Consider the following 25,804-nt stretch of genomic DNA (forward strand, 5'->3'; position numbering starts at 1 on the left):
AGAGTTGAATTTATACTATATGGAGGTGATTAAATGAAAGTAGAAAATAAAGCAATTAAGTTTGATAAGATGGTAAGAGAACGCGAAGATGATGAACTTGGCTTATTTGAGAAATATGATGAAATTCTATCTGAAATAAGAAATAAAATCACTAATTTTAAAGCAAAAAAGGTATTAGATATAGGTTGTGGAACGGGAAACTTATGTGGGGACTTAAGTGATGACATTTATATATTAGGGCTTGATCAGAGCTTAGAAATGATTTCACTTGCAAAAAAGAAATATGCAAACATGGACTTTAAAATAGGAAGTTTTCTAGACAAGCCATTTGTAGAACATGATTTTGAAATTGTTGTAACTACATATGCCTTTCATAGTCTAAATGATGAAGAGAAGAAAGAAGCAATTAATAATATGTTAGGATTCCTAAAAGATAATGGAAAAATTATTATTGTTGATTTTATGTTTAAAAATGATTTGGAAAAAGAGGAGAGTAAGAAAGAATTATTAGGTAAGAAAAGGAAGGACCTATGGGAAGTTATAGATTATAAATACTATACAAATGTTGAAGAATTTAAAAAATATATTCAAGATTTAGGATATAAATTTAAGTGTGAGCATAAAGTGAACTTCACTTGGATTGTAGAAATTGAGAAAAAATAAGTTTAGCAGTAGAGGATTTGAATACTAAATCGAATTATAACTTATATTAAATAAAGGGGGATTATTTATGGAGGAGAGGGGCAGTTTAATTAAAGAACTTGATATAAAGGATTATGAAGAAATATATGAAATATGGAATAGAATTCCTGGAATTGGACTAAGTGATGCAGATTCTAAAGAAGCTATTTCCAGTTATCTTGAGAGAAATCCTAATTTATCATTTGTATATTTTATTGATGGCAAAATAGTTGGAACTATACTTTGTGGTCATGATGGTAGAAGGGGATATATTCATCATGCCTGTGTATTGCCTGAACATCAAGGGAATGGTATTGGGAAGATCTTGGTTAATAAGGCACTTGATGAACTTAAGAAACAAGGGATAAATAAGTGTCATCTCTTTGCATTAGGCGATAATGAATTGGGGAAAAAATTCTGGAGTGAAGTCGGATGGACAAAAAGGAATGATATAGCTACATTTTCTAAAAATATTTAAAAAGAGATATTAGGGGTAAATAGTAATGAATAAAGTTACGAAAAGAAAGACTTTTATAGTAGTTGTTGCTATTGCAATTTTATTAATAATTGCGATTCCGACATCTGTATATGCTTATAACAACATAAACTATAATAAATACTTTAACTTAGCAAATGATGAACTAAATAAAGAACAATTTGATGCATCTATAAGTGATTTTAAGAAAAGCTTAAATTACAACAAAAAGAGACAAGTCGAAGTTGATAAATTAATTGATAATGCAAATTTGATAAAAGAATCAAAAATAACTTTTGAACAAGCATCATCACTACAAAATGACAAGAAATACTTAGAATCAATAGATATATATAAGAAAATTCCTGAAGGGGATAACAAGTATTATAATCAGGCTAAAGAAAACATCACTACTTGCGGAAATGAATACATTAATGAAAATATTGCAAAGGCTAAATCAGAAGCAGATAATAAAAATTATGATTCAGCTATAAGTTATTTAGATTTAGTTTTAAAATTTGATGATAAACAAAAAGAAGCTTCCGAGCTTAAAGTTAGTTATAATAATGAGATAGCTAAGATTCAACAAGCCGAAGAGGATAAGAAAAAAGCTGAACTTGCAAAAAAATCTAAAGCGCAGAATAAAACAAGTGGAGGCTCTAGCTCAAAGAAACCTAATAATGGTATTTATATTCCCATACCAGAACCACGCCAGTATAATTCTCCGTTTCATGATATGTATAATTGGTAAAGTATTTATAAATCAAATCAATAATTTTTTAATATGATTTTATGTAAAAGAGAATTTATCTTAGACTAAGAATAAATTCTCTTTTCATTTTTAAATAGATTTAGCTAGCAACATTTTGGAGCTCATATAATTTTTTATAAGTACCATCAATATTTAGTAACTCTGCATGACATCCTTTTTCAATTATCTTTCCATTTTCCATAACAAGGATTTCGTCAGCGTTAATAATGGTTGATAGTCTGTGAGCAACTACTAAAATTGTTTTCCCTTTCATTAATTCATTAAGGGCCTTCTGGATTTCACCTTCGGATTTAAGATCAAGAGCAGAAGTAGCTTCATCTAAAAGAAGTATCGGCGAATTTTTGAGGAATGCTCTTGCTATTGAAATTCTTTGTTTCTGTCCCCCTGAAAGCCTAGAACCGTCTTCTCCAACAATCGTATCATACCCATTAGGAAGTGACATTATAAAATCATGAGCATAAGCTCTTTTCGCAGCATCAATTATCTCATCTTTTGTAGCTACCATATTTCCATACAAAATATTTTCATATATAGAACAATCAAAAAGCATACTTTCTTGAGGTACATAGGAAATTAATTTTCTAAGTGAGATTAAATCATATTCATTAACTGGTCTCCCTAATACTTCCATATTTCCAGAATAGTTAACGAACTGCATCACTGTTTTAATAACAGTTGATTTGCCGGAACCACTTTGTCCAACTAATGCAACTGTCTTACCTTTTTCAATGTTATAACTAAAATCATCTACAACATTTTTTTCTCTATAATTTACAGAAAGATTTTTAAAAGAAATCATTATATCATTTTCATTAACAGGATTTAAAGTTCCAAAATCATTTCTATGGTCTTTTTTACTAAATACTTCGTATATACGCTCAATACCAGATATTTGTTTTGGAACATCTGTAGCAGAGGTTATTAAACTATTTGCTAAGAATCTTATTGCATAAGTGTATCTACTTACAAACATAACATTTGGTAAAGCTATTATTCCTAATGTAACTAAATAACATCCTAGTATTATAGGGAAGGTTGAAAATGCATGTGAAAAGACATTAACAATCGACATATATTTAAATCTTAAAACTTGTTCTTCCTTTTTTGCTTCTAAAACTTGTGAAGACAAGTTTTCTATTTGTTTTTCCATTATATTTTCAAGCATGAATAATTTAACAACCATTGCACCAACGAGGGTATCTTGAAATTTTTCATTAAGAACGGCAAGTCTACTTTGTATTTTTTGACCAACTTTATGAAATCTTTCTGTGAAAATAAAGTTTAGAAAACAAATAGGGATTAATGTAACAACATAAAACAGTCCTATTTGAGGACTTACCGTAAATACAAGAATTAAATAAGAAAGTCCTTGTATTAGTGGAATTAATACATTATCAACGGAACTGTTTAATACATCACAAGCTGTATCTACATCTTGATTTAATCGAGATAATTTTCTTCCACTATGTTCATCATCTTCTTCAATTTTTAAGTAACAAGATTTTTGAATAAATTCACCTTTAACTGTAGCTTTAAGTAGAGCATTAGAGTAGGTATTGCAATAGGAGGTCAAACTTTTACCCATAGTATCTATAAGCATAGCAATTATATAAAAAACAACTGTTAGGTAAAGATCTTTTATGTCCTTGCTTATGAAGCATTGAAATAACTGTTTAAAAGATAAAGCTTCAAATAGTTTTTCACTAAAATTAAAAATTAGAGGGGCAATCCTACTGAAAATCCATCTTAAGCGAAATTCTTTAGTGAAGGAAAACATCCATTTTAATAATATTATATTGTTTTTCATGCAGTTTCCTCCTCTTGATTATTTTCAAATTGTTTTTTATAAAGGCTATAATAATAACCTTGCTTAAGGACTAAATCTTCGTGTGAACCTTTTTCCTTAATGTTACCTTTGTCAAATACATATATCGAATCAGAATTTATAATAGTTGAAAGTCTATGAGCTACTATTATAACTGTTTTACCATTCATAAGCTTATCAATGGTGTATTGAATGTTTTTCTCAGATTCTGAGTCTAATGCAGATGTAGGTTCATCTAGAATTAAAATATTTGCATTTTTAAGGAAAGCTCTAGCAATTGAAATTCTCTGACGTTGACCACCAGACATATAAATACCTTTTTCACCAACTAAGGTTTCATATTTATTAGGCTGTTCCATTATAAAGTCATGTATATCTGCTTTTTTGCAAGCTTCAATTACTTCATCATCTGAAGCATCTGGCTTACCGTAGCGTACATTCTCAATTATTGAACCTGGGAATAAATAAGATTCTTGAGAAACAATAGCTACTTGATTCCTAATTGAAGGTATATTTTCTTCTTTTATTTTAAAACCGGCAACTTCGGCATTACCATAGTCTATATCATACATACCTGAGATTACTTTAACTAAAGTACTTTTACCAGATCCACTAGCACCTACAAAAGCAACAACTTCATTCTTGTTAATATTTAAGTTAATACTGTCTAAGATTTTATGATTTTCGCTATATGAAAAAGATAAGTTAGTTATATTTATAATTGGGTTATCTAACGATTCTTTTGTTTTAATCTCAAAAAGTTTTTCATCTTCATAAGCATAAATACCCATTAATCTTCTTGCCATGGCTTCACTATTTCTATAAGAGATAATATATCTTTGAAGATCATAAAGAACATTTGATACAAATCCAAAAGTGAAGGTGAATGTTAGATATTCTCCAGAAGTAAGCATATTATTTATACTCATAATACCTGCTAATATAATAACTGCAATATTGGGACCATAATCTATTAATGATCCAATAGCATAAACTTTAGCACTTGCAATTCCAACTTTCTTTTCAGCTTTTATAAAATTTTGGGAAGCCTCATTAAATTTTCTACTCATTATATCTTCTAGGGTAAAAGATTTTAATGTCATCATACCCATTAAAATATTATGTGCTAAGGAATTCATTTTACCTGAAAATTTTCTTGAGTCATATGACGCTTTTTCAACAATAGAGCTAGTTTTGAAGATGATAAATGATACGATAGGTATAAAAATGAAGCCAACTAATGTAAGCTTTAAACTAATATATAAACATACAAATAGACCAGTAGTAAAAACAAAGAAGTCTTGGAACAAATTAATAAAAGTATCACTCCAAAATGCACCAATTCCGTTTAAGTCACTCATTGTCCTAGAAAGTATATCACCAGTTGAAGTTTCATCATACACTTTGTATTTTAAGTGAGAAATTTTTTGACTTAATGAATTTCTTAGATTGAACATTCCAATTTCAGAGAATCTAGCTACAGTATATTTGCTAACTATTCCTAATACATATTCAATAAGAGTTATTAGAAAAATAATAAATATTGCTGATTTAACTGAATTTAAGCTTGTACCAGCAGCATCTAAAACTTTTCCAAAGTAAATACTTTCAATTACATATATAATTCCTAAGGAACCCATAATTAGTAATGATATAGTAAATAGAAACCGAGGGAGTTTTGCTTTTTTAGTTATTAAAAATAATTGACTCATATGCTATGATTCCTTTCTAAAATACAATTTGCCTTATCAGAACATTATACCATAATTATGCAATTAACTTGAAAAATCTTACACTAAAGTAATTCATATACTTAAAATAAGTTATATCAAAGCATAAAGGATTTATTTAATCAAATAATAAACATTATACTCAATTAAAAGGAGATTCTTATAATGTTTAGAAAGATAAATAATCCAATAATTTTTCAAGGAAGTTGCAAAAAAAAGCATTATTTCGAGGGGTGGTATTTTAAACAGATTTCTAGAGATGGGAAGTTTGTAATATGTATTATTCCGGGAGTTAGTTTATTTCATAATGATTATCATAGTTTTATTCAATATATATTTATAAGACTAGATAAAAATAGAATAATAAAATCTGGATATATACGATATCCACTAAATGCTTTTAAATATAGAGATGCGCCATTTATGATTCAAATTGGAGATAATGTTTTTACTGAATCAATTATTTCATTAAATATGAAAGATAAAAAAATAAAGATTCAAGGCACCTTAAAATTTGGAGCATTAACTGAAATAGAGAAATCAATTTTAAGCCCTAATATAATGGGTTACTTTGCTTATATACCAAAGATGGAATGTTATCATGGAATAATTAGTATGAATCATAGATTAAATGGAATATTAGCTGTAAATAGAAAAATAATTGATTTCACTAGAGGTAAAGGATATATTGAAAAAGATTGGGGAACTTCTTTCCCAAAAGAGTATATCTGGATTCAATGTAATAATTTTAAAAATCAGACTACAAGCTTTATATGTTCTATCGCGAATATTCCTTTTTTACATACATCATTTAGTGGGCTTATATGTAACATATGTATAAATGGAGTAGAGTATAGATTTGCAACTTATAATAATAGCAAGGTTATTATAGAAAGTATTACAAAAAGTAAAATTAATATATCAATAGAAAATAATAAGGCCTTATTAAAGGTTGAAGCAAGCTTAAGCTTAACTGGTGGTTTGATAGCACCACAGAAGGGAAAGATGGATAAAAATATCAATGAGGAGATATTAGGCAAATTAAAATTACAACTTTTTGATAAAAAGAATAACAGAAATTACATTGACTTTGGGACTTTGGCTGGAATTGAAGTAGTTGGAAAGTGAGAGAATGTATTACTTTTACAAAAATCTTAAAGATTAGCAAATTTAATACGATAATATTCATGAGTATTTCCATAATAGTTATATTTTGGTATAAAGGAGAGAGATTTATGAATATTACCAATATAGATTCAATAAATTCATTTATAACAAGTTATGAGAAAACTAATGATAAATCTGATAATAAAACAGAAATGATAAATGAAATAAATACACCCAAAAATAGTGATTATGTAGATTTTAGTATTAATTATTCCGATGATGATGTAGCTTCAGTATTAAAGAATATTAGCAATGTGTATGATAGCGAAGATATTTTGGGAACAAATTTAACTATGTTTGACTCTATGGATAAGTATGGAGACATACTTAAGAGTATAAATAATAATACAAAGTTTGATGATAATACTAAAACTCAATTAACAAAAATATTAGATAATTCTTTTGATTTTTATACTAATAGACAAGTAGCACAATTTACAGGTGAGGTTTCAGGCCTTTTTAATAAAGCATATTATCAAGTGTTATCTTATTTAGAAAATGGTAAAGATATCGGAATCAAGGGAGATAAGTTAATAAATGGAGAAGAATTTCAAAAAAATCTTAAAGATGTGATTCTTTCTGCAAGAAACTTTTATAAAAATAATGCAAATGCTACTAAAGATGATTTAGAAAAATTTTTAGGAGAAAAATATGCTCATACCAGTAGGGTAGAAAGTTTAAGTTACAGTGACATTAAAGCATTAGATAAAGCCATGAATACAATTAATAATAGCAACTTAGATCCACGTAAATTATCTAGAGAGGAATATAAAAAGAAAAAAGAGGAAGCCGCAAATGCAGCTTTAGCAGGTTTGAAAAAGGATGGAGCTTCTTCAATTTTAATAGATACATTTGAAAAAGCTATAAAACAAAATAAAGGTAGTAATGCTAGAATCGATATATATAACAAGCTAAATGATGTGTTTGAAAAGCAGCTAAAAGAACTAAATAAATTGAAAACTAAGTATGAAGAAATGCTTAAAAATATAAAAGAAGCAAAAGAAAAAATGGAAGAACAATATAAAAAGGCATTAGAAAAATTAAAGCATGATATTTTTGAAATGTATAAAATGCAAGCTTCATTGAAACAAGTAACAGAAAAAGATGATCCAGAAGAAGATTTAACAAAGCAACATACTGAAACAATGAAAGACCTTGAAAAAGAAAAAGTAGAAGTTGAAAAAGACTTAAAAGACATAAATAAAAGTATTAAAGATCTCACAAAAGAGTATGATAGTTTCAAAGATAATCCAAGCGCTTATATAGATAAATATATAGAGAAAGAATTAAATGGAAAAATAGAGTAAAAATAAAAAGTCACTAAAGTAGATTACAAAGAATACTATTTTAGTGACTTTTTAGGTAGTTTATGCACAAATTTCTTTATTTGCTTACTGTATAGCTAATCTTTTGGTTTCCAAAGCTTATAGCATTAGGAACAGCATTTGGATTGTTTTCATAATCGAAGAATATGTCAACCCAGTACTGTGACTTTTGAAATGCTAAGTCTCCCTTATCTTGTACTATGAAAGTACTCTTATTCCCATAACCAGGTAGATATAGAGGACTAGTAGTAGTAACAATCGAACCAAAAGGAAAAACTGGAGCAGAGTAAGCATTAGCTCTATCTGAAGGATGAACTGCACAAGTTGTATAAGGCGTAGGTGAAACCCCAGATGAAGTTATTCCCCCTACAGGTGAAGTGTACGCTGTAATATCTTGGTTTGTATAGGTTTGACCGTTGTTTGAACCTTGAACAGGTACAATGTTCCACTTCTGAGCTCCTGTGTTATTATCAGTATAAATATCAACATTAGTATAATCAGAAGTACCAGCAGCATAAACGTCTAAAGCTTTACTGCTTTTAGCATTAATTAATTTATAGGTACCATCACTGTTCTGAATGATATTCCATTTTTGAGCACCTGTATTGTTATCAGTATAAATATCAACGTTAGTGTAATCAGAGGTACCAGCAGCATAAACATCTAGAGCTTTATTGCTATTAGTGTTAATTAACTTATAGGTACCATCACTGTTTTGAATAATATTCCACTTTTGAGCAGCGGTATTGTTATCAGTATAAATATCAACGTTAGAATAATCAGAAGTACCAGCATTATAAACATCTAAGGCTTTACCACTATTTACATTTATAAGCTTATAGGTTTGTCCAGAAACTATGCTAGCTGCTGAAGCATGTATTGGACGTACTATGCCTAAGGATACTAATGAAATTATTGCAGCAGATAAAACTTTTCTTGAAAGTAACTTTTTACTCATATATAAACACATCCTTATAAATTTTATTGTTTAGGTTGTACTTTTGAACTAATCAAAGCACCTGTTTTAGAGTCGTAAAATATTTGAGTAAATTGATTATTTCCAGTTAAACCAGTTATAGTTAAAAAAGTTTGTATACCATTATTCATAAGTGAAAAATGATATCCATTCGCCCAACTAATTCCTGGTTTTAGATTAAAATCTTTTTTTGCTTTTTCAATTAAATTTGTAGAATCAATTTTAATGTCAACTGGATTTATCAGAATGTTTTCCATAGTTTTATCTTTGTTTGAAGATGAATTTGTAACTGTACCATTAGAAATTGAAATTTGAAGTGTTTCTTCTGTAGAGATGTTCGAAAAAAGTAAGTTCCATTTTTTGCGTCTTCCTGTATCTCCTGCTAATTCTTTCTCATCATCATCCGTGCTAGTAATTACAACTAGCTTAGCATCTTTATTCCATTTATTAGCACGTTTTAATCCTAAATTATATGCTTGGATTAAAGAAAGTTCGCTTTCTAAACTTTCATTTTCTGATGATGGATTCCTAGAATTGCTTTGAGAAAAACAACGAAAGCCAATTAATGTCAGTATACAAAGAACGCATAAAGCAATGATTGAAGTTATTTTTTTAGTAACTGTAAATCCCTCCTTTCTTAAAGAAAAATTTTTATATTAAGTAAAAATTATAAGCAAGAAGCTAATTGTATGAAATTAGTTTGATTTACAAAATATGTAATTATAATAAATGTTATAGCAATCTAAAATTCAAAGGTCAATATACATTTAAGTTCAAAATAAAGTTGACTTTAGCCTTAGGCTAAGGTTTAAAATTGAAATTGAAAGGGGAGATGTCAGCTTTGAGTACTGAATATAGTATAAAAAAGGTAGCTAAGCTATTTAATATTTCAACAAATAAAATAAGATTTTACGAAGATAAAGGATTATTAAATCCTAAAAGAAATCTGGAAAATGAATATAGAAAATTCAACGACCAAGACATAATAAAGTTGCAGGCTATATTATTATATAGATCTATGGGAATACCAATTGACGAAATTAAGGAGCTGTTAAGTAATAACAATAAGATAAATTTTTTAAATCATTTTAACAATCAATGGCAAGTAGTAAATAATGAAATACAAAGATTAAGTGTTATAAGAGAATCACTTGAAGAAGTATTAGACAATATTTATGATAGTAAGACAAATGAAATAACTACAGAATTCTTAGAAATAGTTGAAAAAGGAAATAAGATAAATAATATTAAGAATAATTGGAATGATAAATGGGATTTTAATGAATGGGCTAAAAGATATGATGACTTTATAAAAGAAGATAAAGGAAATCTAAAAATATACAAGAATTACGAATTTATACTTGAAGATGTATATAATAAAGCGATTAATACAGAGCATATCATTAAGAATGTATTGGAAATAGGCGTAGGAACAGGGAATTTAGCTAGTAAATTCTTAAATAATGAGATTAATATTATTGGTATTGATCAATCAAGAGAAATGTTAGCAGTAGCTAAAGAAAAGTTTCCCGGATTAAAAGTTAGATTAGGAGAGTTCTTAAAAATACCTTATAGTGATAAGTATTTTGATGTAATAGTTTCTACTTATGCATTTCATCATCTAAATAATCAAGAAAAATGTATAGCCATAGTAGAAATGCTTAGAGTGCTAAAAGACAATGGAAAGATTGTTATTGGAGATTTGATGTTTAGAGATGACAAAGAAGAGCATGAAGTGTTAAAAAACTTAGATTCTAGAGAAATAACAATCATAAAAGATGAATATTACTCTCATATAGATTTTTTAGAAAAAGAATTTATAAAATATAATAGAAAACTAAACTATACTAAAATTGATAATTTAAACTACATTATTGAAGTAAAATAATTTCTAATATGATAGAATAAAGATATAGACTTTTAAATCTAATGTCATAATAACCTTGGATTAAAGGTTGAACAAAAGAAGTGCTTTAAAAACATAAGGTTTAGGGAGGAGAGAAATATATGGGATTTCCAAAAAACTTTTTATGGGGTGGCGCAACAGCTGCAAATCAATATGAAGGAGGGTACAATTTAGGTGGAAGAGGTCTTGCAACTTCAGATATTATAACTGAAGGAAGCTTGAATACACCTAGAAAGGCTACTATTAGACTTTTAGATGGAACAGTGACTTCAGTTGGCCGTCATGAGCAAATACCTAATGGGGCAAGTGGGTGTATTGATGACAATTACTATTACCCAAGCCATGTGGCTACAGATTTTTATCATCATTATAAAGAGGACATAGCACTATTAGCTGAAATGGGTTTTAAGTGTTTTAGAATGTCATTAAGTTGGTCAAGAATTTTTCCTAAGGGGGATGAAACAACTCCGAATGAAGAAGGCTTAAAATTCTATGATGATGTATTTGATGAGTGTTTAAAGTATGGAATTGAACCAGTTGTTACAATATGTCATTTTGACATACCTAAATATTTAGCTGATGAAATGGATGGATGGTTAGATAGAAGAGTAGTAGATTATTTTACTAATTATTGCGAAGCAATATTTAAACGTTATAAAAATAAGGTTAAATACTGGATGACCTTTAATGAAATAAATTTACTAAATGGGTATGCTACTTTAGGCACAAGAAAAACAGATCACCAAACTCGTTATCAAGCAATACATCACCTATTTGTTGCAAGTGCAAAAGCAGTTAAATTAGGTCATGAAATCAATCCTGATTTTAAGATTGGAATGATGGTTGCATATATACTTTCATATCCTGAAACTTGTAAACCTGAAGATGTTCAAGAAGATTTATTCGCATCACGTGATTTAAAATATTTCTTCTGTGATGTTCAATGCAGAGGATATTATCCAGCTTACAAATTGAAAGAGTTTGAAAGAAGAGGTATTATAATCAAAAAAGAACAAGGTGATGATGAAATTCTTAAAGAAGGTGTAGTTGATTATATTGGATTTAGCTATTACAATTCTTCAGTTTCTAGTGCTAGAAAGGATACTGAGACAACAGAAGGAAATGTAATTAGAGTAATGAAAAATAAATATCTTAAGGAATCAGATTGGGGATGGCCAATTGACCCACTAGGAATACGTACTTCATTAAATTACTTATATGAGAGATATGAATTACCACTATTTATTGTAGAGAATGGTCTAGGTGCAAGCGATACTGTAGAATCTGACGGTTCAATAAATGATGATTATAGAATAGAATATTTAAGAGATCATATAGCTGAGATGAAAAAGGCAATCGAATTAGATGGGGTTGATTTAATAGGATATACTCCATGGGGTTGTATTGATCTTGTTTCAGCTGGAACTGGTGAAATGAAAAAACGTTATGGATTTGTATATGTAGATATGGATGATAAAGGAAAAGGTTCTCTAAATAGAAGTAGAAAAAAATCATTCTATTGGTACAAGAAAGTTATTTCAACCAATGGTGAAGATATTAGTTTAGAATAGAAAATTTTAAAAAAAGATAATGTAGTTCAAATACATTATCTTTTTTACTTTATATAAAGTTATTTACTATAAATTATTTTTTCATCAACGTTTGAATCTATTTTAATGTCTTCTTTTTTTATTGTTTCATCAATATTCACAATGTCTTTAATTTCTTTTACATAAACAGAAACCTCTTCTAAAGCAACTGGATGTTTTACAATTTCTAAGTCTTCTTGCCTTATTGGAATTCTAATAACGTCGGAAGTATTAGTACTTTTATCGTTTTTAATTTTTTCTATTACTAACACTTCTTTTTTTAAAGGAACTGTAATATTTTTCTCTTCGATAATTATTTCACTATAAATTTTCACTTCGCCATTTTTTACCCACTTTTTCACTATATCAAGTTGCTCTTCATGTAGCTGCATTTTCTCTTCTTTGCACTTATCCATTATATCTTAATAAAATCCTCTTGTTTCTTCATCTTGTTGTGGGTCAGCAGAAGCTAGATTAGCATCACCATCTTTATCAATACGAGCTTCTTCCTTTTTTAGTGTTTCATTTATAGTTTTTGTATCTTCTATTTCACGTTTATGAGCAGTAACTTCTCCAGTTATAACTGTATGTTTTCCAACATCCACTTTTTCTTCACTCACTGGTATATGTATAGTTTCTCCAGAAGATATAGGAGCATCTGATGGCTCATGGTTAAGAGCTTTTCTTTCTATAACAACTTCTTCATGCATAACTGGCACATCAACATGTTTTTCTTCTTCAATAACCTCTTTACTTAAAGTTACTTCACCTGTCTTTACTTTATTTTTAGTAACATCTAATTCTTCTTGTCTAAGTTCAAGCTTTCCATCTCTTTTTTCCTCATCTATATTTTCTTTAGTTCCAAATAAGTCGTCTAAAAATTTGCTCATTATAATTACCTCCTGTAGTAAATAATAAAAATTACCTCAATAATAGGATGTCCAATAATTATAGATATATCCTTAGTTAATATTGGATAAGTTATTATAAAATAAATTTCAAAATAAAAAACTATTAAAGTGCAAATAATATTTTAGATAAATAAAATTTGAGGTGATAAAATGGAAGTTATAAATAAAAGAAGAAGTATAAGAGCATATAAAGATGCAAAAGTACAAAAAGAAAAAATTGAAAGACTATTAAGAGCAGCTATGCAGGCACCATCATCATATAATCAGCAAGAGTGGGAGTTCCTTGTAGTTGAAAATAAAGATACTTTAAAAAAACTAGAAGGTATGAGTTCCTATTCAAAGCCAGTTGGAGATGCACCTCTTGCAATTATAGTATGTGCAAATAAAGACAGTATGAAGTCAGCTGAATGCTGGGAACAAGATTTAGGAGCAGTAACACAAAATATTTTACTAGAAGCTGTAGAACTTGGACTAGGTGGATTATGGTTAGCATGTGCACCAGTAGAAGAGAGAATGAATTACGTTAAGGAGATGTTCTATTTACCTAAAAGCATTCTTCCATATTCAGTAGTTGCATTAGGTTATCCTCTTGAAGAACCTAAATTCGTAGATAGATATAATGAAAGTAAAGTGCATTTTGAAAAATGGTAATAAAGATAAAAAGATCAGAAACATTGTCTCTGGTCTTTTTATCTTTATTATTTAAATTGAAAATGTTCATAATGAAAGTTTGATACATTAATATTGCTATTTTTAAATTGTTTCATTAAACCTTCTCTCATTGGCTTAGGACCGCAAAAATAAACATCAATTGGAGCATTTATTGTTATAAGTTCACTAATCTCTTTAACACTTAAAAAACCTTTTTCTTTTGAATTAAATAGATGTAACCTTACATTATTTAAATTTGAAGTTAATTCTTTTAATTCTTCTACATAGGGTGCATCATCTTCGCTATTGTAAGCGTAAAAGAAGTCTATTGAAAAATCCTTAGGTACGTCTGCTTGAGCAAAACTTCTAAAAGGAGTTATTCCTATACCACCTGCTATCCAAATTTGATTATTAGCTCCACGCTTAAAATCAAATTTGCCATATGGACCTGAAACGTTAAATTCATCACCTACTTTAAGAGTTTCAATCAATTTTTTAGTATGATCACCTAAGGCTTTAATTGTAAATTGAATTTCCCCTTTTTTATGAGCCTCACTTAAAGTAAAAGGATGAGAAGTAAAATTAGAATCTTCATTTATTACTTTTAGGAATGCAAACTGTCCTGGTTTATATTCTAAATCATTACTTAGAGCACTTCCTGTTATTTCTAAGGTTCCTATTGCAACAGTTCTTAGGCTTTTGACCTTATAATTATATTTAAAAGACTTTTTCTCATAAATAAAGATACTATAAACTGCTGATATTATTCCAATTAAGTTTATAAGATTCATCCAAATACTAAAGAAATCTAAGGAGAAAGTAGGGTAGTTTGAACTACCATAATAGTGATAAATACCCATAGAATAAGGAATAATCATAAACTTATGAATTACTTTCCAACGTTCATAATTTAACTTTTTAGCTAAAAGAGCAATTAGTATAAGTGCTACAAATAAGTATAAACTAAAGCTTCCGTACATTGCATAGGGATCTTTGGGGATTCTAATTCCCGATGTTCTTTGTAACTTTTTCCCTATATCAATTGTCTGATTGTGAATTAATATAAGTATTAGTGAAAAAATACTTAAATATTTATGATACAAGTATGATTTATCTAACCCATTAAACATGTAGTCAGCAAATTTATGGCGAGTAGAAATAAAATTAATTAAGCAGAAAAATACCATAACTATTGCAGCGATTAATTGAGAATATTGAGTTATTGCAGGGATATCTCTAGTAGGTCTAATAAAAACCCATGAAATATATGTTATTATAATGCTTATCATTATAATTATTAATCCTTTTTGTTTTTTCATTTTTAACACCTTCAATCATTTAAATTAGCTGACAGTAAGGTATTTTTAATATTAGTTTATAATCTTAAAAAAATTTATGAAGAACTAACTTTTAAATAAATAGTAAAAGTAGTTCCTTTATTTAATTCACTGTCAACTTTAATATTTCCGTTATTTGAATCAATTATAGATTTAACAATAGATAGTCCTAAACCATAGCCACCATGTTTACGTGATCTATGTAATTCACTTCTAAAAAATCTATCGAATATTTCAGTTAGGTGCTCTTTTGGTATTCCAGTACCATTATCTGAAATTTGAAGTTTTAAGTATTCTCCAGTAGCACCATTAACAGAACTTGTATTTATAGTAATAACTCCATTTATTTCATCTGTATGTTGTACAGCATTTTGTACCAAATTAAATATAACTTGTTTAATTTGATTTTTATTAGTGTCAACAAATAAATCTTTATCTAATTGTAGTTCAATTGCTCTCTTTCCAGATAATATTTGAAGCTGAGGGAAGACTTCCTCAATTATTTCATTTATATTTTCTCTTTTTATTTCAACATTAACTTTTTGATCAAGTTTAGTTAGTAATAATAAGTCATTTACTAATTTTGTAAGTCTATCACTTTCAATTAAAATACTATTTAAGGCTAAATCTAACTGTTTTTCATTTTTTGCAGCTCCTCTTAATAAAACTTCTACAAACCCATGAATAGATGTAAGAGGAGTCCTTAATTCATGTGAAGCGTCTGAAACAAACTGTCTCATTTTTTCACGTATAATTTGTTCTTGCTCAAATGAAATTTCAATTCTTTCAAGCATATTATTAAAAGAGTTTGAGAGGGTATCAATTTCAGTTTGCCCAGTATTTATAGGTAATCTCATATATAATTGTTTAGCGTTAATTTTACCTACAGTATCGGTAACATTATATAAAGGTTTTAAAGTTAGTTTAAAAATAGTAACTCCAAGCAGCGAACCTATAAATAAAACAAGTATTGAAGCGACCACATAAATGTATATCTGTTGAAGCAGTATGTCCTGTACTTGCTTTGCTGAAGTACTTAGTTGAATCAATCCAGCTGGTGAATCAAGACTTCCTACTTTACGCCAAATAACAATTTGTAGATTGTTATCTTGATCTTTAACTAAACTATAACCTTCAAGATTTCCACTCATTTGAAATAAATTTAAATAATAATTGCTTGAAAGATTAGGAATAGATATTGGAGCATGGTCATGTTCTTTTATATCACCTACATCTTGTAGAATATCTGAGCTATTATGCCCATTTTCATCCTTAGTTTTACTGTCACCAGCTACAATATTACCTTTTGAATCAATAATAGCGACAGTTGTATAGTTATCTAAAATTTTATCTATTATTTCTGAGCTATATGCTTTTAAAGAATCTGAAGATTGTATCTCACTTAGTTTCTTAGGGTCAACATTATGAATTCTTGCCTCTAATACTTGCTCTTTACTTTTATAGAGATATTGCTTCATAGTAAAATATTGATATGCTCCGATAACTAATAGTAAAAATAATAGAATTAGTAAAAAGCGAGATAAAAGCTTAAAGCGTAAACTTTTAGTGTTAGGAAACTTAAAATTTATTTTCATTGTATAGCCACCTTATAACCAGCTCCACGAACTGTGCGAATTATATTATGATCCTTGTCTCCGATTTTATCTCTTAGGTATCTAATATATACTTCTACAATATTCATTTCTCCATTAAAATCAAATCCCCAGACATTTTCAAGGATAGTTGATTTACTAAGTACTAAACCATTATTTATTAGCAAGTATTTAAGTAAATTATATTCTGTGGGTGATAACTCAAGTAGTTTATCTTTATAGCAAATTTCATGAGCACCATTGTCAATAGAAAAGTCGCCAATGGATAAAAGGTCTGCTAATTCAGGGAAACTGTTTCTAAGCCTAACATTTATCCTAGCTAGAAGTTCTTTAAAGCTAAATGGCTTAACCATATAATCATCAGCTCCTAAATCCAATCCTTTCACTCTATCATCTACGTCATCTCTTGCGGTTAACATTATTATAGATGTTTTTATAAATTTCTTGATTTCTAAGCAAACTTCGTATCCATTAATTCCAGGAAGCATTATATCTAAAATAATAATATGTGGACTCACTTCTTTAGCTAATTTAATTGCTTCATTTCCATCGAAGGCAGTGTGAACTGTAAATCCTTCAGCTTCTAATCCCATCTTTATAAACTCAACAATACTTTCTTCATCATCAACAATTAGAATATTTATTTGTTTATTAAAAAGTGAAGGCATAATTTTTTCTCCTTTGGTTTGTTATTAAATTAAGTTTTAAATAAAAATTAAAAAATTTCAATAGATTTTTAATAATTTCTTTGGAATTCTAAAAATATTAACAGGATTCTCAGCTTATTCTAAGGTTTCTCTCAGTTTAGATTAAGCTAGCATATTTATAATTTATATAGATGATAGGAAGGAGGTTTTAGATTTGTTATGGTTCAAGAAAAATGAAGGTAGTATTCCTATTATTAAATGTTCATATGTGCTTGGTACAATAATTAATTTAAAAGTATATGGGAAAAATGCCACAAAAGGTATAGATAAAAGCTTAAAAAGATTACAAGAGATAGATGATAAGATGTCCGTCTTTAAAGAAGATAGTGAAGTTTCAAAAATAAATAAAAATGCAGGAGTATGTTTACAAAGTGTAAGTATGGATACTTACTATGTTCTTGAAACTTCATTAAAGTATTCAGAAATGTCAAAGGGAGCCTTTGATCCAACTATTAGGCCTTTGATTGATGTTTGGGGGTTTGGGAGAGGCATACAGGAAGTCCCTGATAAGGAGAAAATAGAAAAAGTGCTGAAGCTTGTTAATTATAAGGATATTAGGATTAATAAATATGAACAATCTATTGGACTTAATAATAAAGACCAATCAATAGATCTAGGAGCAGTTGCAAAGGGGTTTGCTGCTGATGAAACAAGAGATATTTTATTAAAAAATAATGTAAAGAGTGCAGTTATAGATTTGGGAGGGAATATTTTTGCACTTGGTGGCAACTTAAAAGGAGACCCATGGAGGATAGGAATACAAGATCCAGTAAAACCAACAGGAACATATATGGGAGTACTTTCTGTTAAAAATAAATCCATAGTTACTTCAGGAAATTATGAAAGATTTTTTATATCTAGAGGGAAAAGATATCATCATATTTTAGACTCAAAAACAGGATTTCCTTCTGAAAATGGAGTAATAAGCGTAACTATCATATCAGATAATTCTATTGATGGCGATGCACTATCAACCTGTGCATATGTTATGGGATTAGAGAAAGGGTATAAATTAATTCAATCTATACCAAATGTTGATGGGATATTTATAACTGAGAATAAGAAAATTTATATTACAGATGGTATCAAAAACAACTTTAAATTAGTAAATGAGGAGTATATAGTAGCTTAATTAAATTTATTTACGAAGAAATAGAATTTATTACATTATTCATAACAAATAGGGAGGCACAAAATGGCTAATTTAAGTAAAAAGATATCTAAAATTCAAATAGCAAGAAAGATTGTACAAGTCATCGGGTTAATACTTTTTCCGGGAGTATTTATCTTAACTTTTAGTGAGATAAGGGACATATATCAAGGAATAATAAATGGAAACTTCACCTTTATACAAATGATTGGAAAGTCTGCAGAAGTAATTACAGTAATTCCAATAACAATATTTTTGGGTAGATTTTTTTGTGGGTGGCTATGCGCTTTTGGAACTTTAAATGATTTTCTATATCTAATATCAAGTAAGATATTTAAGTTAAAGTTTAGAGTAGATGAAACCTTAGATTCTTTATTAAAAAGCTTAAAATACTTGATCCTACTTTTTATTATCTATTTCATTTGGACTGAAAAAAGCACTTTATTTGAATCATCTAGTCCTTGGGATGCATTTGCTCAATTGCCTCAGTTTGGTGATGCAATATCTCAGTATACAATAGGTTCAATAATTCTTATTTTAATAATTATTGGCTCATTATTTATTGAAAGGTTTTTTTGTAGATATTTATGCCCGTTAGGAGCAATTTTTTCACTTACATCTAAATTAAGAATATTCGACATTTCAAAGAAAAGAGATAAATGTGGAAAGTGTAGGATATGTACAAATAACTGTTCAATGGGAATACCAATGTATGAAAGTGACAAAATAAGAAGCGGTGAATGTATTAACTGCTTTAAATGTTTAGATGTTTGTCCAAGGAAAAATACAAAAGCTGAAATATGTGGTGAAAATGTAAGCCCAGCACTAGCTGCTTGTGTAGCCATAGGAGGATTGACAGTACTATATACTGGTGGAAATGTATTAAGTAAAACTATAGAAAATTCATCAATAACACAAAGTCAGAAAAATAATATAGCTGGTAGCTTACAAACAAATAATCAATCTAAAAAATACAAGGATGGAACATATATAGGAACAGGAAATGGGTATAGATCTGGACTTCAAGTTGCAGTTACTATTAAAGAAGGTAAAATATCCAACATTGAAATAGGCTCTAATAATGAAACTCCTAGATTTGCAGAAAGAGCATTTGAAAATTTACCTAGTGAAATTATTACAGCTCAATCTACAGATATTGATGGAGTATCAGGGGCAACAAGAAGCAGTAATGGAATTAAGGAAGCAGTAGAAGATGCATTAAGTCAGGCAGAAGATACATCAGCTACAGCAGATACTAATACACAAACATCAAATTCAACAAATACAAAAAGTAATAACGAAGCTACAAATAATAGTTCAACAAATGATGCAAATACAATTACTAATAATAACAACAATAACTCAAACGCTCAAACAAGCGGAAGTAACTCTACTCAAAATAGTCAATCACAATATAAGGATGGAGTATATGAAGGAACAGGAAGAGGGTATAGACCAAACCTTCAAGTATCTGTAACAGTACAAAATGGTAAAATATCAGCAGTTGAAATAGGAGACAATAATGAAACTCCAAGATTTGCAGAAAGAGCATTTGAAAATTTACCTAGTGAAATTGTTAATGCTCAATCTACTAATGTAGATGGAGTATCAGGAGCAACAAGAAGTAGTAACGGTATTAAAGCGGCAGTAGAAGATGCATTAAGTAAAGCTAAAATGTAGTACTAAATTAAAATAAATTAATTGGAGATGGAAAAAATGAAAAAATCACTATCAAAATTACCTAACATCATAACTAGTTTACGGATATTCTTATCAATTGCTTTTGCATATTTAATTTTAAAACAAGATACATATTCAAATGAAAATTTTGAGGCAATTACCTTAATATTTTTATGTATATGTTTTTCTGATTTTATAGATGGTAAAATAGCACGAAAGACTGGAAATACTACAGTATTTGGAGCTAAGTTCGATGTTTTTGCCGATTTATTTTATATGACAATTTCTTATTCAGCGTTAATAGTGGCAGGAAAGATTTACTTATGGTTTTTAGGTTTTATATTTATTAAATTCTTAGAATTTACAGTGACATCGAATTTTATGAGAAATTATAATAGAAAGTCAGAAAATCCATTTGTTTTTGATAAGTTAGGAAGAATAACTGCAGCTAGCTTTTATATAATTCCGGGAATTACGTGCTTGGTAAGTTGTATAGTACCTTTTTATGGACAAAGCTTAATTAAATATTTACTTTATGCAACATTATTAGCTGGAATTTATTCTTCTAGCATGAGAATAAAAAAATGTTTGGAGTTTAGAAATTTAAATGTTATAGAAACATAAAATAGTCATAAATGGGAAAATTAGCATATCAGTATATGCTACTTCTCTAATAATGTGACACAAATCTTCCCTTAAAACATATTATATATTAAGCAACTAATGATAAAAAAATAATTAACAATACAAGGGGAAGATGAGAATGAGTCAGAATGATGAAATAGTTAGAATCTGTAATGAGGAGTATTCAAAAATCATTGACTATGATAATATTGTTGGATTAGCAAACGGTGTAAAAGTAGTTGGTGGAAAGAACACAGGCGAAAAGTGTATTGCAATTTTTGTTAAAGAAAAGTTACCTACTAGTTCACTAGATCCATCAAAAATAATTCCAAAAACAATTAATGGGATACCAACTGATGTAGTTCAAGTTGGTGAGATAAAGGCCTTGGGCTTAACCCAAAGAATAAGACCTGCCATGGGTGGATACAGTGTTGGAGTAGTAGGTATTACAGCAGGTACCATTGGTTGTGCAGCTTTTAATGGATATGGACTTGAAACTCAGCATTATATCTTGAGTAATAACCACGTTTTAGCAGATGAAAATAGAGCACCTTTAGGTTCTCCAATCGTTCAACCAGGACCAATAGATGGTGGAGTAATTCCAGGAGATATTATAGGGAATTTAGTAGATTTTGAACCTATCAGGTTTATTTCTACAACTAGAATACCAATAAATATTGTAGATTGTGCGATAGCTTTATGTCCAAATGAAAATATATCTTCCGAAATTATGTGGCAAGGATATATTAATGGAATAACAAACCCTGTTGTAGGACTAGCTGTTAAGAAAACAGGGAGAACAACTGGATTTACTATTGGTAATATATTATATACTAATGCAACTGTTATAGTAGGTTACGATACAGGCGATGCATTATTTGTAAATCAGATTATTACTAATAATATGTCAAAGGGTGGAGATTCCGGAAGTCTTTTATTGGACAAAGAAAACAATGCTGTAGGGCTACTATTTGCAGGAAGTTCAGAGTTTACAGTCTATAATCCAATAAAAAATGTATTGAGAGTATTAAATGTAAATTTGGCATAATCATGGGACAAGCATTTCGCTAAATTAAGAAAGCTACTATTACAAAATAAAGTGTAATAGTAGCTATATTTATAGTATCATGATAAAATGAGTTTTTCTTTACCATTTAGTATACTTTTATTATAATATTAATTATAAGATAAATTTGATTTTAAATATTTATAACTAATTAGGAAGGCAGGTTAAAATGAAATTAGATAAGAGATTAGTACAATATTGTTTATATGCAGCAGGAACTGTACTTCTGATTTATATGTGTATATCAATTTTTAACAACTTAGGGAGTATTATTTTAGTAGTTTCCGATACACTTGTAAAAGTAGTTAACTTAGTAAAACCATTAATTATAGCTTTAGTAATTACATACTTATTGAAGCCAGGGGTCCATGCTATTGAAGGATTTTTAGAGAGTAGAAAAATCTTGAAAAAAGCTTCTTCAAGAAGAACAATTGGTATTTTGCTTATGTATACTTTAGTATTAGCAGTTTTCGTTGGTATAATTTCTGGTATATATGTTATGGTTGGAGGCAAGCTTTCAAATAATACAACTATAGCCAATATGACTATTTATTTAACTGAGCATTTGAATAATTCAACATTATCAGTTAACTCTATAACTGAAAAATTAAAAAGTCTAAATATTTCAATTCCAGAAGATTTAAATAGTAAAATAGCTCAAGGTATAAGTTCTGTTCAATCATACGTTTCAACAAGTATAGGAAGTATAACAAATTTTATAGTTAATTTAGGTGGTAATATAGCTACATTTTTTATTGCCTTAGTATTGAGTATCTATTTAATTAAGGATTCTGAATATTTTAGAGATTTGTGGAATAAGATATTTAATCTTATATTTAAGAAAAGTAATGCAGGATATAAGCTCAAAGAAATATTCAGTATAATTGATAATACATTTAATAATTACATTAGAGGACAACTTTTAGAGGCATGCATGGTAGGAATTTTATCCACAATAGTCTTATATTTTATAGGAATCGATTATGCAATTGTAATAGGTATAATTGCAGGTATTTGTAATATGATTCCATATATTGGACCACTTGTAGGAACTGTTCTTGCAGTTGTAATGGCATTACTTAGTGGTGAGCCAATAACAGCTTTGTATGCTGTAATTGGAATGCTTGTGGTTCAACAATTAGACAATAATTTATTGGCTCCCAAAATCGTTGGAGATAGTGTTGGATTACATCCAGTGTTCACTATGCTTGCAATTCTTATTGGGGGTAATGTCGGAGGACTAATAGGAATGTTAATAGCAGTTCCTGTTGCAGCTTCAATGAAAATCTTATTTAGCAAGTGGTATTCATCATATATGGAAAGAGCGCATGAATAATTAAATAAAATAATAATTAGAAAGTCTTACAAGTTTGGTAAGACTTTTTAGTTTACTTATGAATAAAAAAAACTTAGTATGTTATGGTATAATAAGGTATAAATAATAAAAAAATACAGAGGTGAAGCTTAAAGTGGAGGATAATATAATTAAAGCATATAACATAGACTTAAGATTACAAATAGAAGCCTTAGAAAAAATACTTTATTCAAGTGAAATGATAAAAACTGCTCTAGAAAGAGCTGAAAAGTTAGAAATAGAAAATTATTATATTGGGGCAGGGAGTATTGCACAAACAGTTTGGAATTATATTTCTAATAAGACTTTAAGTTATGGAATAAAAGATATTGATTTTGTATACTTTGATAATGAAAACTTAAATATTGAATCTGAAAATAAAATAATTAATAAGATTAGAAGCTTATATTCTGATATGAATATAGAAATTGATATTAAAAACCAAGCAAGAGTACACCTTTGGTATAAAGATCATTTCGGGTATGATATTACACCATATAACAATCTTGAAGAAGCAATAAATACTTGGCCAACTACTGCAACAGCAATTGGTGTAAGGAAAGATAAAAATAATGAATTAAAGATTTATGCACCCTATGGACTTAATGATTTATTTGGGAAAATAGTACGTGCTAATAAAGCACAGATAACTAAAGAAATTTATGAAGATAAAGTAGAGAAATGGATATTAAAATGGCCAGATTTAAATATTATACCATGGGAGAAATAAGTATTAGGTGAAGTTATGAATAAAGAGATAGAAAAAAATAAAAAAGAAATAATAACTTTTTTAATAGCAGTTTTTTTGATTACATATGCAATGGGTACGTTAATGTTTTTTGTTTTTAAAAAAGTAGATTCGGATTCAAATTCAAGTTTTGCTCAAGTTCAAATGTTTTATCCAGCATTAAGTTCTATTTTGCTATCAATATATTATGAAAGAGATAATATTAATAAAAAATTACATGTGTTCTATAGGTTATATATAGCCCTAAGTTTAATATCTATTCTAATTTTAATATTAGGAGTATTTTTCTTCCAAAGTAAGCTATCAATTATACTTAATATAAGTTTAGCTATCTTTAGCATAATAACTATAACTATGATATTTATGAACAAAGATGGAAGCTTTGAAAAAACTAATTTAGTTTTCAATAAGAATTTGAAGAGTGTAATTAAGTTTGCTTGTATATTTATATTATTAAAATTATTTTTAATAATGATTAGTCAAGTGGTAAATGGAGATTTAAGAGAGTTAATAAAAGCTCTACTAACTACACCACTAATAGTGTTACTAACACCATTCTATTTGGGATTTACTTACTTATTGTTTTTTGGCGAGGAATTTGGCTGGAGAGGATATTTACAACCTCGACTACAAAATGTATTTGGTAAAAAAGTTGGGGTAATTATCTTGGGAATAATATGGGGAGTATGGCATTTACCACTTTGTATAATGCTTTATAGTCCGTCAACTCCAATAAAATGTATAATATATTATGTTGTTTTTTGCACAACAATTGGTATTTTTATAGGATTTGTTTATATGAGGACTAATAACTTATGGTCCGTAATTTTAATACATATGATCAATAATTCTATGATTTTTGACGCAGATAGCACTTATGGAACCGTAATTACATTAAAAGATTTATTATTTAACAGTCTTTTATATATTATAGTTTTTGTACCATTTTTATTTGCAAAAGAATATAAAGATAAAAAGGTTATAGAAAGTTGTAGGGAGGATTTAATATGAAGATAGTATATAGGTTATTACTTATTTTACATCTTATTGTTGGGATTGGAGCAATGGCGGGAGGATTGGCAGCAATTCTTAATCCACAATCACCTATGGGAATGCCAACAACGACATTGAAAAATTCACCATTCACAGATTTTTTAATTCCAGGAATAATTTTATTTGTGGTAATTGGCTTAGGAAATATAATAAGTGCATTAGTTTTTATTTTTAAAACTAAACTACAAGGCTATATAAGTGGGGTTATAAGTTTTGCATTAGTAATTTGGATAATAGTTCAATGTATAATGTTAAATGATATTGTTTTTCTACATGTATTATTTTTTTCAATTGGAGTTGTACAAGCAGTTTTATCTATAGCAGTTTTATTTGAGAGTCGTCAATTTCCTACCAATATTGTAATTGGCATATATAGTAAATTCCATAGATGATTATTAAAACCATTGAGAACTTTCAATGGTTATTTTTTTACTAATTTGCATATTACATATTTAAAGTAATCT

The 25,804-nt window shown here is 28.4% G+C and carries 26 protein-coding genes; 17 read left to right on the plus strand and 9 right to left on the minus strand.

Going from position 1 to position 25,804, the window contains the following annotated elements:
• Positions 1 to 33: 33 nt before the first annotated feature.
• The 3 genes from L1S47_RS02510 to L1S47_RS02520 all read left to right on the plus strand — a co-directional run bounded on the left by L1S47_RS02510 (position 34) and on the right by L1S47_RS02520 (position 1,907).
• Entirely contained in the window at positions 34 to 663 is a 630-nt protein-coding gene (locus tag L1S47_RS02510) for a class I SAM-dependent methyltransferase (protein ID WP_238881905.1), read from the plus strand.
• A 67-nt stretch (positions 664 to 730) separates the two neighbouring features.
• Positions 731 to 1,159: a GNAT family N-acetyltransferase gene (locus tag L1S47_RS02515; RefSeq protein ID WP_238881906.1), complete on the plus strand. Its 429-nt coding sequence runs from the start codon at positions 731 to 733 to the stop codon at positions 1,157 to 1,159.
• Positions 1,160 to 1,184: 25 nt separating this feature from the next.
• Entirely contained in the window at positions 1,185 to 1,907 is a 723-nt protein-coding gene (locus tag L1S47_RS02520; protein ID WP_238881907.1) for a hypothetical protein, read from the plus strand.
• A gap of 100 nt (positions 1,908 to 2,007) precedes the next feature.
• Here L1S47_RS02520 and L1S47_RS02525 read toward each other — a convergent pair whose 3' ends face one another.
• Both L1S47_RS02525 and L1S47_RS02530 read right to left on the minus strand, forming a co-directional pair.
• Positions 2,008 to 3,735 (minus strand): ABC transporter ATP-binding protein, encoded by a 1,728-nt coding sequence (locus L1S47_RS02525; RefSeq protein ID WP_238881908.1) that lies wholly within the window; start codon positions 3,733 to 3,735, stop codon positions 2,008 to 2,010.
• Positions 3,732 to 5,465, minus strand: coding sequence for an ABC transporter ATP-binding protein (locus L1S47_RS02530; RefSeq protein WP_238881909.1), 1,734 nt, complete (start codon positions 5,463 to 5,465; stop codon positions 3,732 to 3,734). The genes L1S47_RS02525 and L1S47_RS02530 overlap by 4 nt, the downstream gene beginning before the upstream one ends.
• A gap of 183 nt (positions 5,466 to 5,648) precedes the next feature.
• On the opposite strand from L1S47_RS02530, the gene L1S47_RS02535 reads away from it, so the two are divergent.
• Together L1S47_RS02535 and L1S47_RS02540 are read left to right on the plus strand one after the other, a co-directional pair.
• On the plus strand, positions 5,649 to 6,611 hold the full coding sequence (locus L1S47_RS02535; RefSeq protein WP_238881910.1) for a tocopherol cyclase family protein: 963 nt from the start codon (positions 5,649 to 5,651) through the stop codon (positions 6,609 to 6,611).
• 107 nt (positions 6,612 to 6,718) lie between these two features.
• Complete coding sequence (locus L1S47_RS02540) at positions 6,719 to 7,957, plus strand: hypothetical protein (RefSeq protein WP_238881911.1); 1,239 nt, start codon at positions 6,719 to 6,721, stop codon at positions 7,955 to 7,957.
• 76 nt (positions 7,958 to 8,033) lie between these two features.
• On the opposite strand, the gene L1S47_RS02545 is transcribed toward L1S47_RS02540, so the two are convergent.
• Complete coding sequence (locus L1S47_RS02545) at positions 8,034 to 8,933, minus strand: RICIN domain-containing protein (protein ID WP_238881912.1); 900 nt, start codon at positions 8,931 to 8,933, stop codon at positions 8,034 to 8,036.
• 23 nt (positions 8,934 to 8,956) lie between these two features.
• Positions 8,957 to 9,208: a hypothetical protein gene (locus L1S47_RS02550; RefSeq protein WP_238881913.1), complete on the minus strand. Its 252-nt coding sequence runs from the start codon at positions 9,206 to 9,208 to the stop codon at positions 8,957 to 8,959.
• A 76-nt stretch (positions 9,209 to 9,284) separates the two neighbouring features.
• On the opposite strand from L1S47_RS02550, the gene L1S47_RS02555 reads away from it, so the two are divergent.
• The 3 genes from L1S47_RS02555 to L1S47_RS02565 all read left to right on the plus strand — a co-directional run bounded on the left by L1S47_RS02555 (position 9,285) and on the right by L1S47_RS02565 (position 12,428).
• On the plus strand, positions 9,285 to 9,494 hold the full coding sequence (locus L1S47_RS02555) for a hypothetical protein (protein WP_238881914.1): 210 nt from the start codon (positions 9,285 to 9,287) through the stop codon (positions 9,492 to 9,494).
• 289 nt (positions 9,495 to 9,783) lie between these two features.
• Complete coding sequence (locus L1S47_RS02560; RefSeq protein ID WP_238881915.1) at positions 9,784 to 10,839, plus strand: methyltransferase domain-containing protein; 1,056 nt, start codon at positions 9,784 to 9,786, stop codon at positions 10,837 to 10,839.
• Positions 10,840 to 10,958: 119 nt separating this feature from the next.
• Positions 10,959 to 12,428: a family 1 glycosylhydrolase gene (locus L1S47_RS02565; protein WP_238881916.1), complete on the plus strand. Its 1,470-nt coding sequence runs from the start codon at positions 10,959 to 10,961 to the stop codon at positions 12,426 to 12,428.
• A 59-nt stretch (positions 12,429 to 12,487) separates the two neighbouring features.
• On the opposite strand, the gene L1S47_RS02570 is transcribed toward L1S47_RS02565, so the two are convergent.
• Both L1S47_RS02570 and L1S47_RS02575 read right to left on the minus strand, forming a co-directional pair.
• Positions 12,488 to 12,862 carry a YsnF/AvaK domain-containing protein gene (locus L1S47_RS02570; protein ID WP_238881917.1) on the minus strand — a complete coding sequence of 125 codons (375 nt, stop codon included), beginning with the start codon at positions 12,860 to 12,862 and terminating at the stop codon, positions 12,488 to 12,490.
• 6 nt (positions 12,863 to 12,868) lie between these two features.
• Positions 12,869 to 13,336, minus strand: a complete 468-nt coding sequence (locus L1S47_RS02575) for a YsnF/AvaK domain-containing protein (protein ID WP_238881918.1) — start codon at positions 13,334 to 13,336, stop codon at positions 12,869 to 12,871.
• A gap of 171 nt (positions 13,337 to 13,507) precedes the next feature.
• Between L1S47_RS02575 and L1S47_RS02580 the strand changes: the two genes are divergently transcribed.
• A complete protein-coding gene (locus L1S47_RS02580; RefSeq protein WP_238881919.1) occupies positions 13,508 to 14,008 on the plus strand; it encodes a nitroreductase family protein in 501 nt (166 codons plus the stop codon).
• Positions 14,009 to 14,055: 47 nt separating this feature from the next.
• Here the strand turns inward: L1S47_RS02580 and L1S47_RS02585 are convergent, their stop codons facing one another.
• The 3 genes from L1S47_RS02585 to L1S47_RS02595 form a co-directional block, all read right to left on the minus strand.
• Complete coding sequence (locus L1S47_RS02585) at positions 14,056 to 15,327, minus strand: ferric reductase-like transmembrane domain-containing protein (protein ID WP_238881920.1); 1,272 nt, start codon at positions 15,325 to 15,327, stop codon at positions 14,056 to 14,058.
• A gap of 74 nt (positions 15,328 to 15,401) precedes the next feature.
• Positions 15,402 to 16,940, minus strand: coding sequence for a cell wall metabolism sensor histidine kinase WalK (locus tag L1S47_RS02590; protein WP_238881921.1), 1,539 nt, complete (start codon positions 16,938 to 16,940; stop codon positions 15,402 to 15,404).
• Entirely contained in the window at positions 16,937 to 17,626 is a 690-nt protein-coding gene (locus L1S47_RS02595; RefSeq protein WP_238881922.1) for a response regulator transcription factor, read from the minus strand. The genes L1S47_RS02590 and L1S47_RS02595 overlap by 4 nt, the downstream gene beginning before the upstream one ends.
• Positions 17,627 to 17,819: 193 nt before the next feature.
• Between L1S47_RS02595 and L1S47_RS02600 the strand changes: the two genes are divergently transcribed.
• From L1S47_RS02600 to L1S47_RS02635, 8 genes are all read left to right on the plus strand, one after another.
• Positions 17,820 to 18,797 (plus strand): FAD:protein FMN transferase, encoded by a 978-nt coding sequence (locus tag L1S47_RS02600; RefSeq protein WP_238881923.1) that lies wholly within the window; start codon positions 17,820 to 17,822, stop codon positions 18,795 to 18,797.
• A 63-nt stretch (positions 18,798 to 18,860) separates the two neighbouring features.
• Positions 18,861 to 20,495, plus strand: coding sequence for an FMN-binding protein (locus L1S47_RS02605; RefSeq protein ID WP_238881924.1), 1,635 nt, complete (start codon positions 18,861 to 18,863; stop codon positions 20,493 to 20,495).
• Positions 20,496 to 20,531: 36 nt separating this feature from the next.
• Positions 20,532 to 21,119 (plus strand): CDP-alcohol phosphatidyltransferase family protein, encoded by a 588-nt coding sequence (locus tag L1S47_RS02610; RefSeq protein WP_238881925.1) that lies wholly within the window; start codon positions 20,532 to 20,534, stop codon positions 21,117 to 21,119.
• A 139-nt stretch (positions 21,120 to 21,258) separates the two neighbouring features.
• On the plus strand, positions 21,259 to 22,167 hold the full coding sequence (locus tag L1S47_RS02615) for a S1 family peptidase (protein WP_238881926.1): 909 nt from the start codon (positions 21,259 to 21,261) through the stop codon (positions 22,165 to 22,167).
• A 187-nt stretch (positions 22,168 to 22,354) separates the two neighbouring features.
• Complete coding sequence (locus L1S47_RS02620; RefSeq protein ID WP_238881927.1) at positions 22,355 to 23,521, plus strand: AI-2E family transporter; 1,167 nt, start codon at positions 22,355 to 22,357, stop codon at positions 23,519 to 23,521.
• Positions 23,522 to 23,654: 133 nt separating this feature from the next.
• Entirely contained in the window at positions 23,655 to 24,269 is a 615-nt protein-coding gene (locus L1S47_RS02625; RefSeq protein ID WP_238881928.1) for a nucleotidyltransferase family protein, read from the plus strand.
• Positions 24,270 to 24,284: 15 nt separating this feature from the next.
• The gene (locus L1S47_RS02630) at positions 24,285 to 25,298 is read left to right on the plus strand and encodes a CPBP family intramembrane glutamic endopeptidase (protein ID WP_238881929.1); all 1,014 of its coding nucleotides are present in this window, start codon (positions 24,285 to 24,287) and stop codon (positions 25,296 to 25,298) included.
• The gene (locus L1S47_RS02635; RefSeq protein ID WP_238881930.1) at positions 25,295 to 25,732 is read left to right on the plus strand and encodes a hypothetical protein; all 438 of its coding nucleotides are present in this window, start codon (positions 25,295 to 25,297) and stop codon (positions 25,730 to 25,732) included. The genes L1S47_RS02630 and L1S47_RS02635 overlap by 4 nt, the downstream gene beginning before the upstream one ends.
• The last annotated feature ends 72 nt before the right edge of the window (positions 25,733 to 25,804 follow it).

It is taken from the genome of Clostridium sp. YIM B02551, from assembly GCF_022324735.1.
Lineage (GTDB): Bacteria > Bacillota > Clostridia > Clostridiales > Clostridiaceae > Clostridium_T > Clostridium_T paridis.

What these genes read in the sequence shown, in the direction of transcription:
- L1S47_RS02535 (WP_238881910.1), top strand. Translation starts at nt 5,649, where the DNA reads ATGTTTAGAAAGATAAATAATCCAATAATTTTTCAAGGAAGTTGCAAA.
- L1S47_RS02510 (WP_238881905.1), top strand. Translation starts at nt 34, where the DNA reads ATGAAAGTAGAAAATAAAGCAATTAAGTTTGATAAGATGGTAAGAGAA.
- L1S47_RS02580 (WP_238881919.1), top strand. Translation starts at nt 13,508, where the DNA reads ATGGAAGTTATAAATAAAAGAAGAAGTATAAGAGCATATAAAGATGCA.
- L1S47_RS02560 (WP_238881915.1), top strand. Translation starts at nt 9,784, where the DNA reads ATGTCAGCTTTGAGTACTGAATATAGTATAAAAAAGGTAGCTAAGCTA.
- L1S47_RS02575 (WP_238881918.1), bottom strand. Translation starts at nt 13,336, where the DNA reads ATGAGCAAATTTTTAGACGACTTATTTGGAACTAAAGAAAATATAGAT.
- L1S47_RS02605 (WP_238881924.1), top strand. Translation starts at nt 18,861, where the DNA reads ATGGCTAATTTAAGTAAAAAGATATCTAAAATTCAAATAGCAAGAAAG.
- L1S47_RS02540 (WP_238881911.1), top strand. Translation starts at nt 6,719, where the DNA reads ATGAATATTACCAATATAGATTCAATAAATTCATTTATAACAAGTTAT.
- L1S47_RS02620 (WP_238881927.1), top strand. Translation starts at nt 22,355, where the DNA reads ATGAAATTAGATAAGAGATTAGTACAATATTGTTTATATGCAGCAGGA.
- L1S47_RS02615 (WP_238881926.1), top strand. Translation starts at nt 21,259, where the DNA reads ATGAGTCAGAATGATGAAATAGTTAGAATCTGTAATGAGGAGTATTCA.
- L1S47_RS02525 (WP_238881908.1), bottom strand. Translation starts at nt 3,735, where the DNA reads ATGAAAAACAATATAATATTATTAAAATGGATGTTTTCCTTCACTAAA.
- L1S47_RS02545 (WP_238881912.1), bottom strand. Translation starts at nt 8,933, where the DNA reads ATGAGTAAAAAGTTACTTTCAAGAAAAGTTTTATCTGCTGCAATAATT.
- L1S47_RS02585 (WP_238881920.1), bottom strand. Translation starts at nt 15,327, where the DNA reads ATGAAAAAACAAAAAGGATTAATAATTATAATGATAAGCATTATAATA.
- L1S47_RS02635 (WP_238881930.1), top strand. Translation starts at nt 25,295, where the DNA reads ATGAAGATAGTATATAGGTTATTACTTATTTTACATCTTATTGTTGGG.
- L1S47_RS02530 (WP_238881909.1), bottom strand. Translation starts at nt 5,465, where the DNA reads ATGAGTCAATTATTTTTAATAACTAAAAAAGCAAAACTCCCTCGGTTT.
- L1S47_RS02630 (WP_238881929.1), top strand. Translation starts at nt 24,285, where the DNA reads ATGAATAAAGAGATAGAAAAAAATAAAAAAGAAATAATAACTTTTTTA.
- L1S47_RS02555 (WP_238881914.1), top strand. Translation starts at nt 9,285, where the DNA reads ATGTTCGAAAAAAGTAAGTTCCATTTTTTGCGTCTTCCTGTATCTCCT.
- L1S47_RS02515 (WP_238881906.1), top strand. Translation starts at nt 731, where the DNA reads ATGGAGGAGAGGGGCAGTTTAATTAAAGAACTTGATATAAAGGATTAT.
- L1S47_RS02570 (WP_238881917.1), bottom strand. Translation starts at nt 12,862, where the DNA reads ATGGATAAGTGCAAAGAAGAGAAAATGCAGCTACATGAAGAGCAACTT.
- L1S47_RS02610 (WP_238881925.1), top strand. Translation starts at nt 20,532, where the DNA reads ATGAAAAAATCACTATCAAAATTACCTAACATCATAACTAGTTTACGG.
- L1S47_RS02550 (WP_238881913.1), bottom strand. Translation starts at nt 9,208, where the DNA reads ATGGAAAACATTCTGATAAATCCAGTTGACATTAAAATTGATTCTACA.
- L1S47_RS02595 (WP_238881922.1), bottom strand. Translation starts at nt 17,626, where the DNA reads ATGCCTTCACTTTTTAATAAACAAATAAATATTCTAATTGTTGATGAT.
- L1S47_RS02520 (WP_238881907.1), top strand. Translation starts at nt 1,185, where the DNA reads ATGAATAAAGTTACGAAAAGAAAGACTTTTATAGTAGTTGTTGCTATT.
- L1S47_RS02565 (WP_238881916.1), top strand. Translation starts at nt 10,959, where the DNA reads ATGGGATTTCCAAAAAACTTTTTATGGGGTGGCGCAACAGCTGCAAAT.
- L1S47_RS02590 (WP_238881921.1), bottom strand. Translation starts at nt 16,940, where the DNA reads ATGAAAATAAATTTTAAGTTTCCTAACACTAAAAGTTTACGCTTTAAG.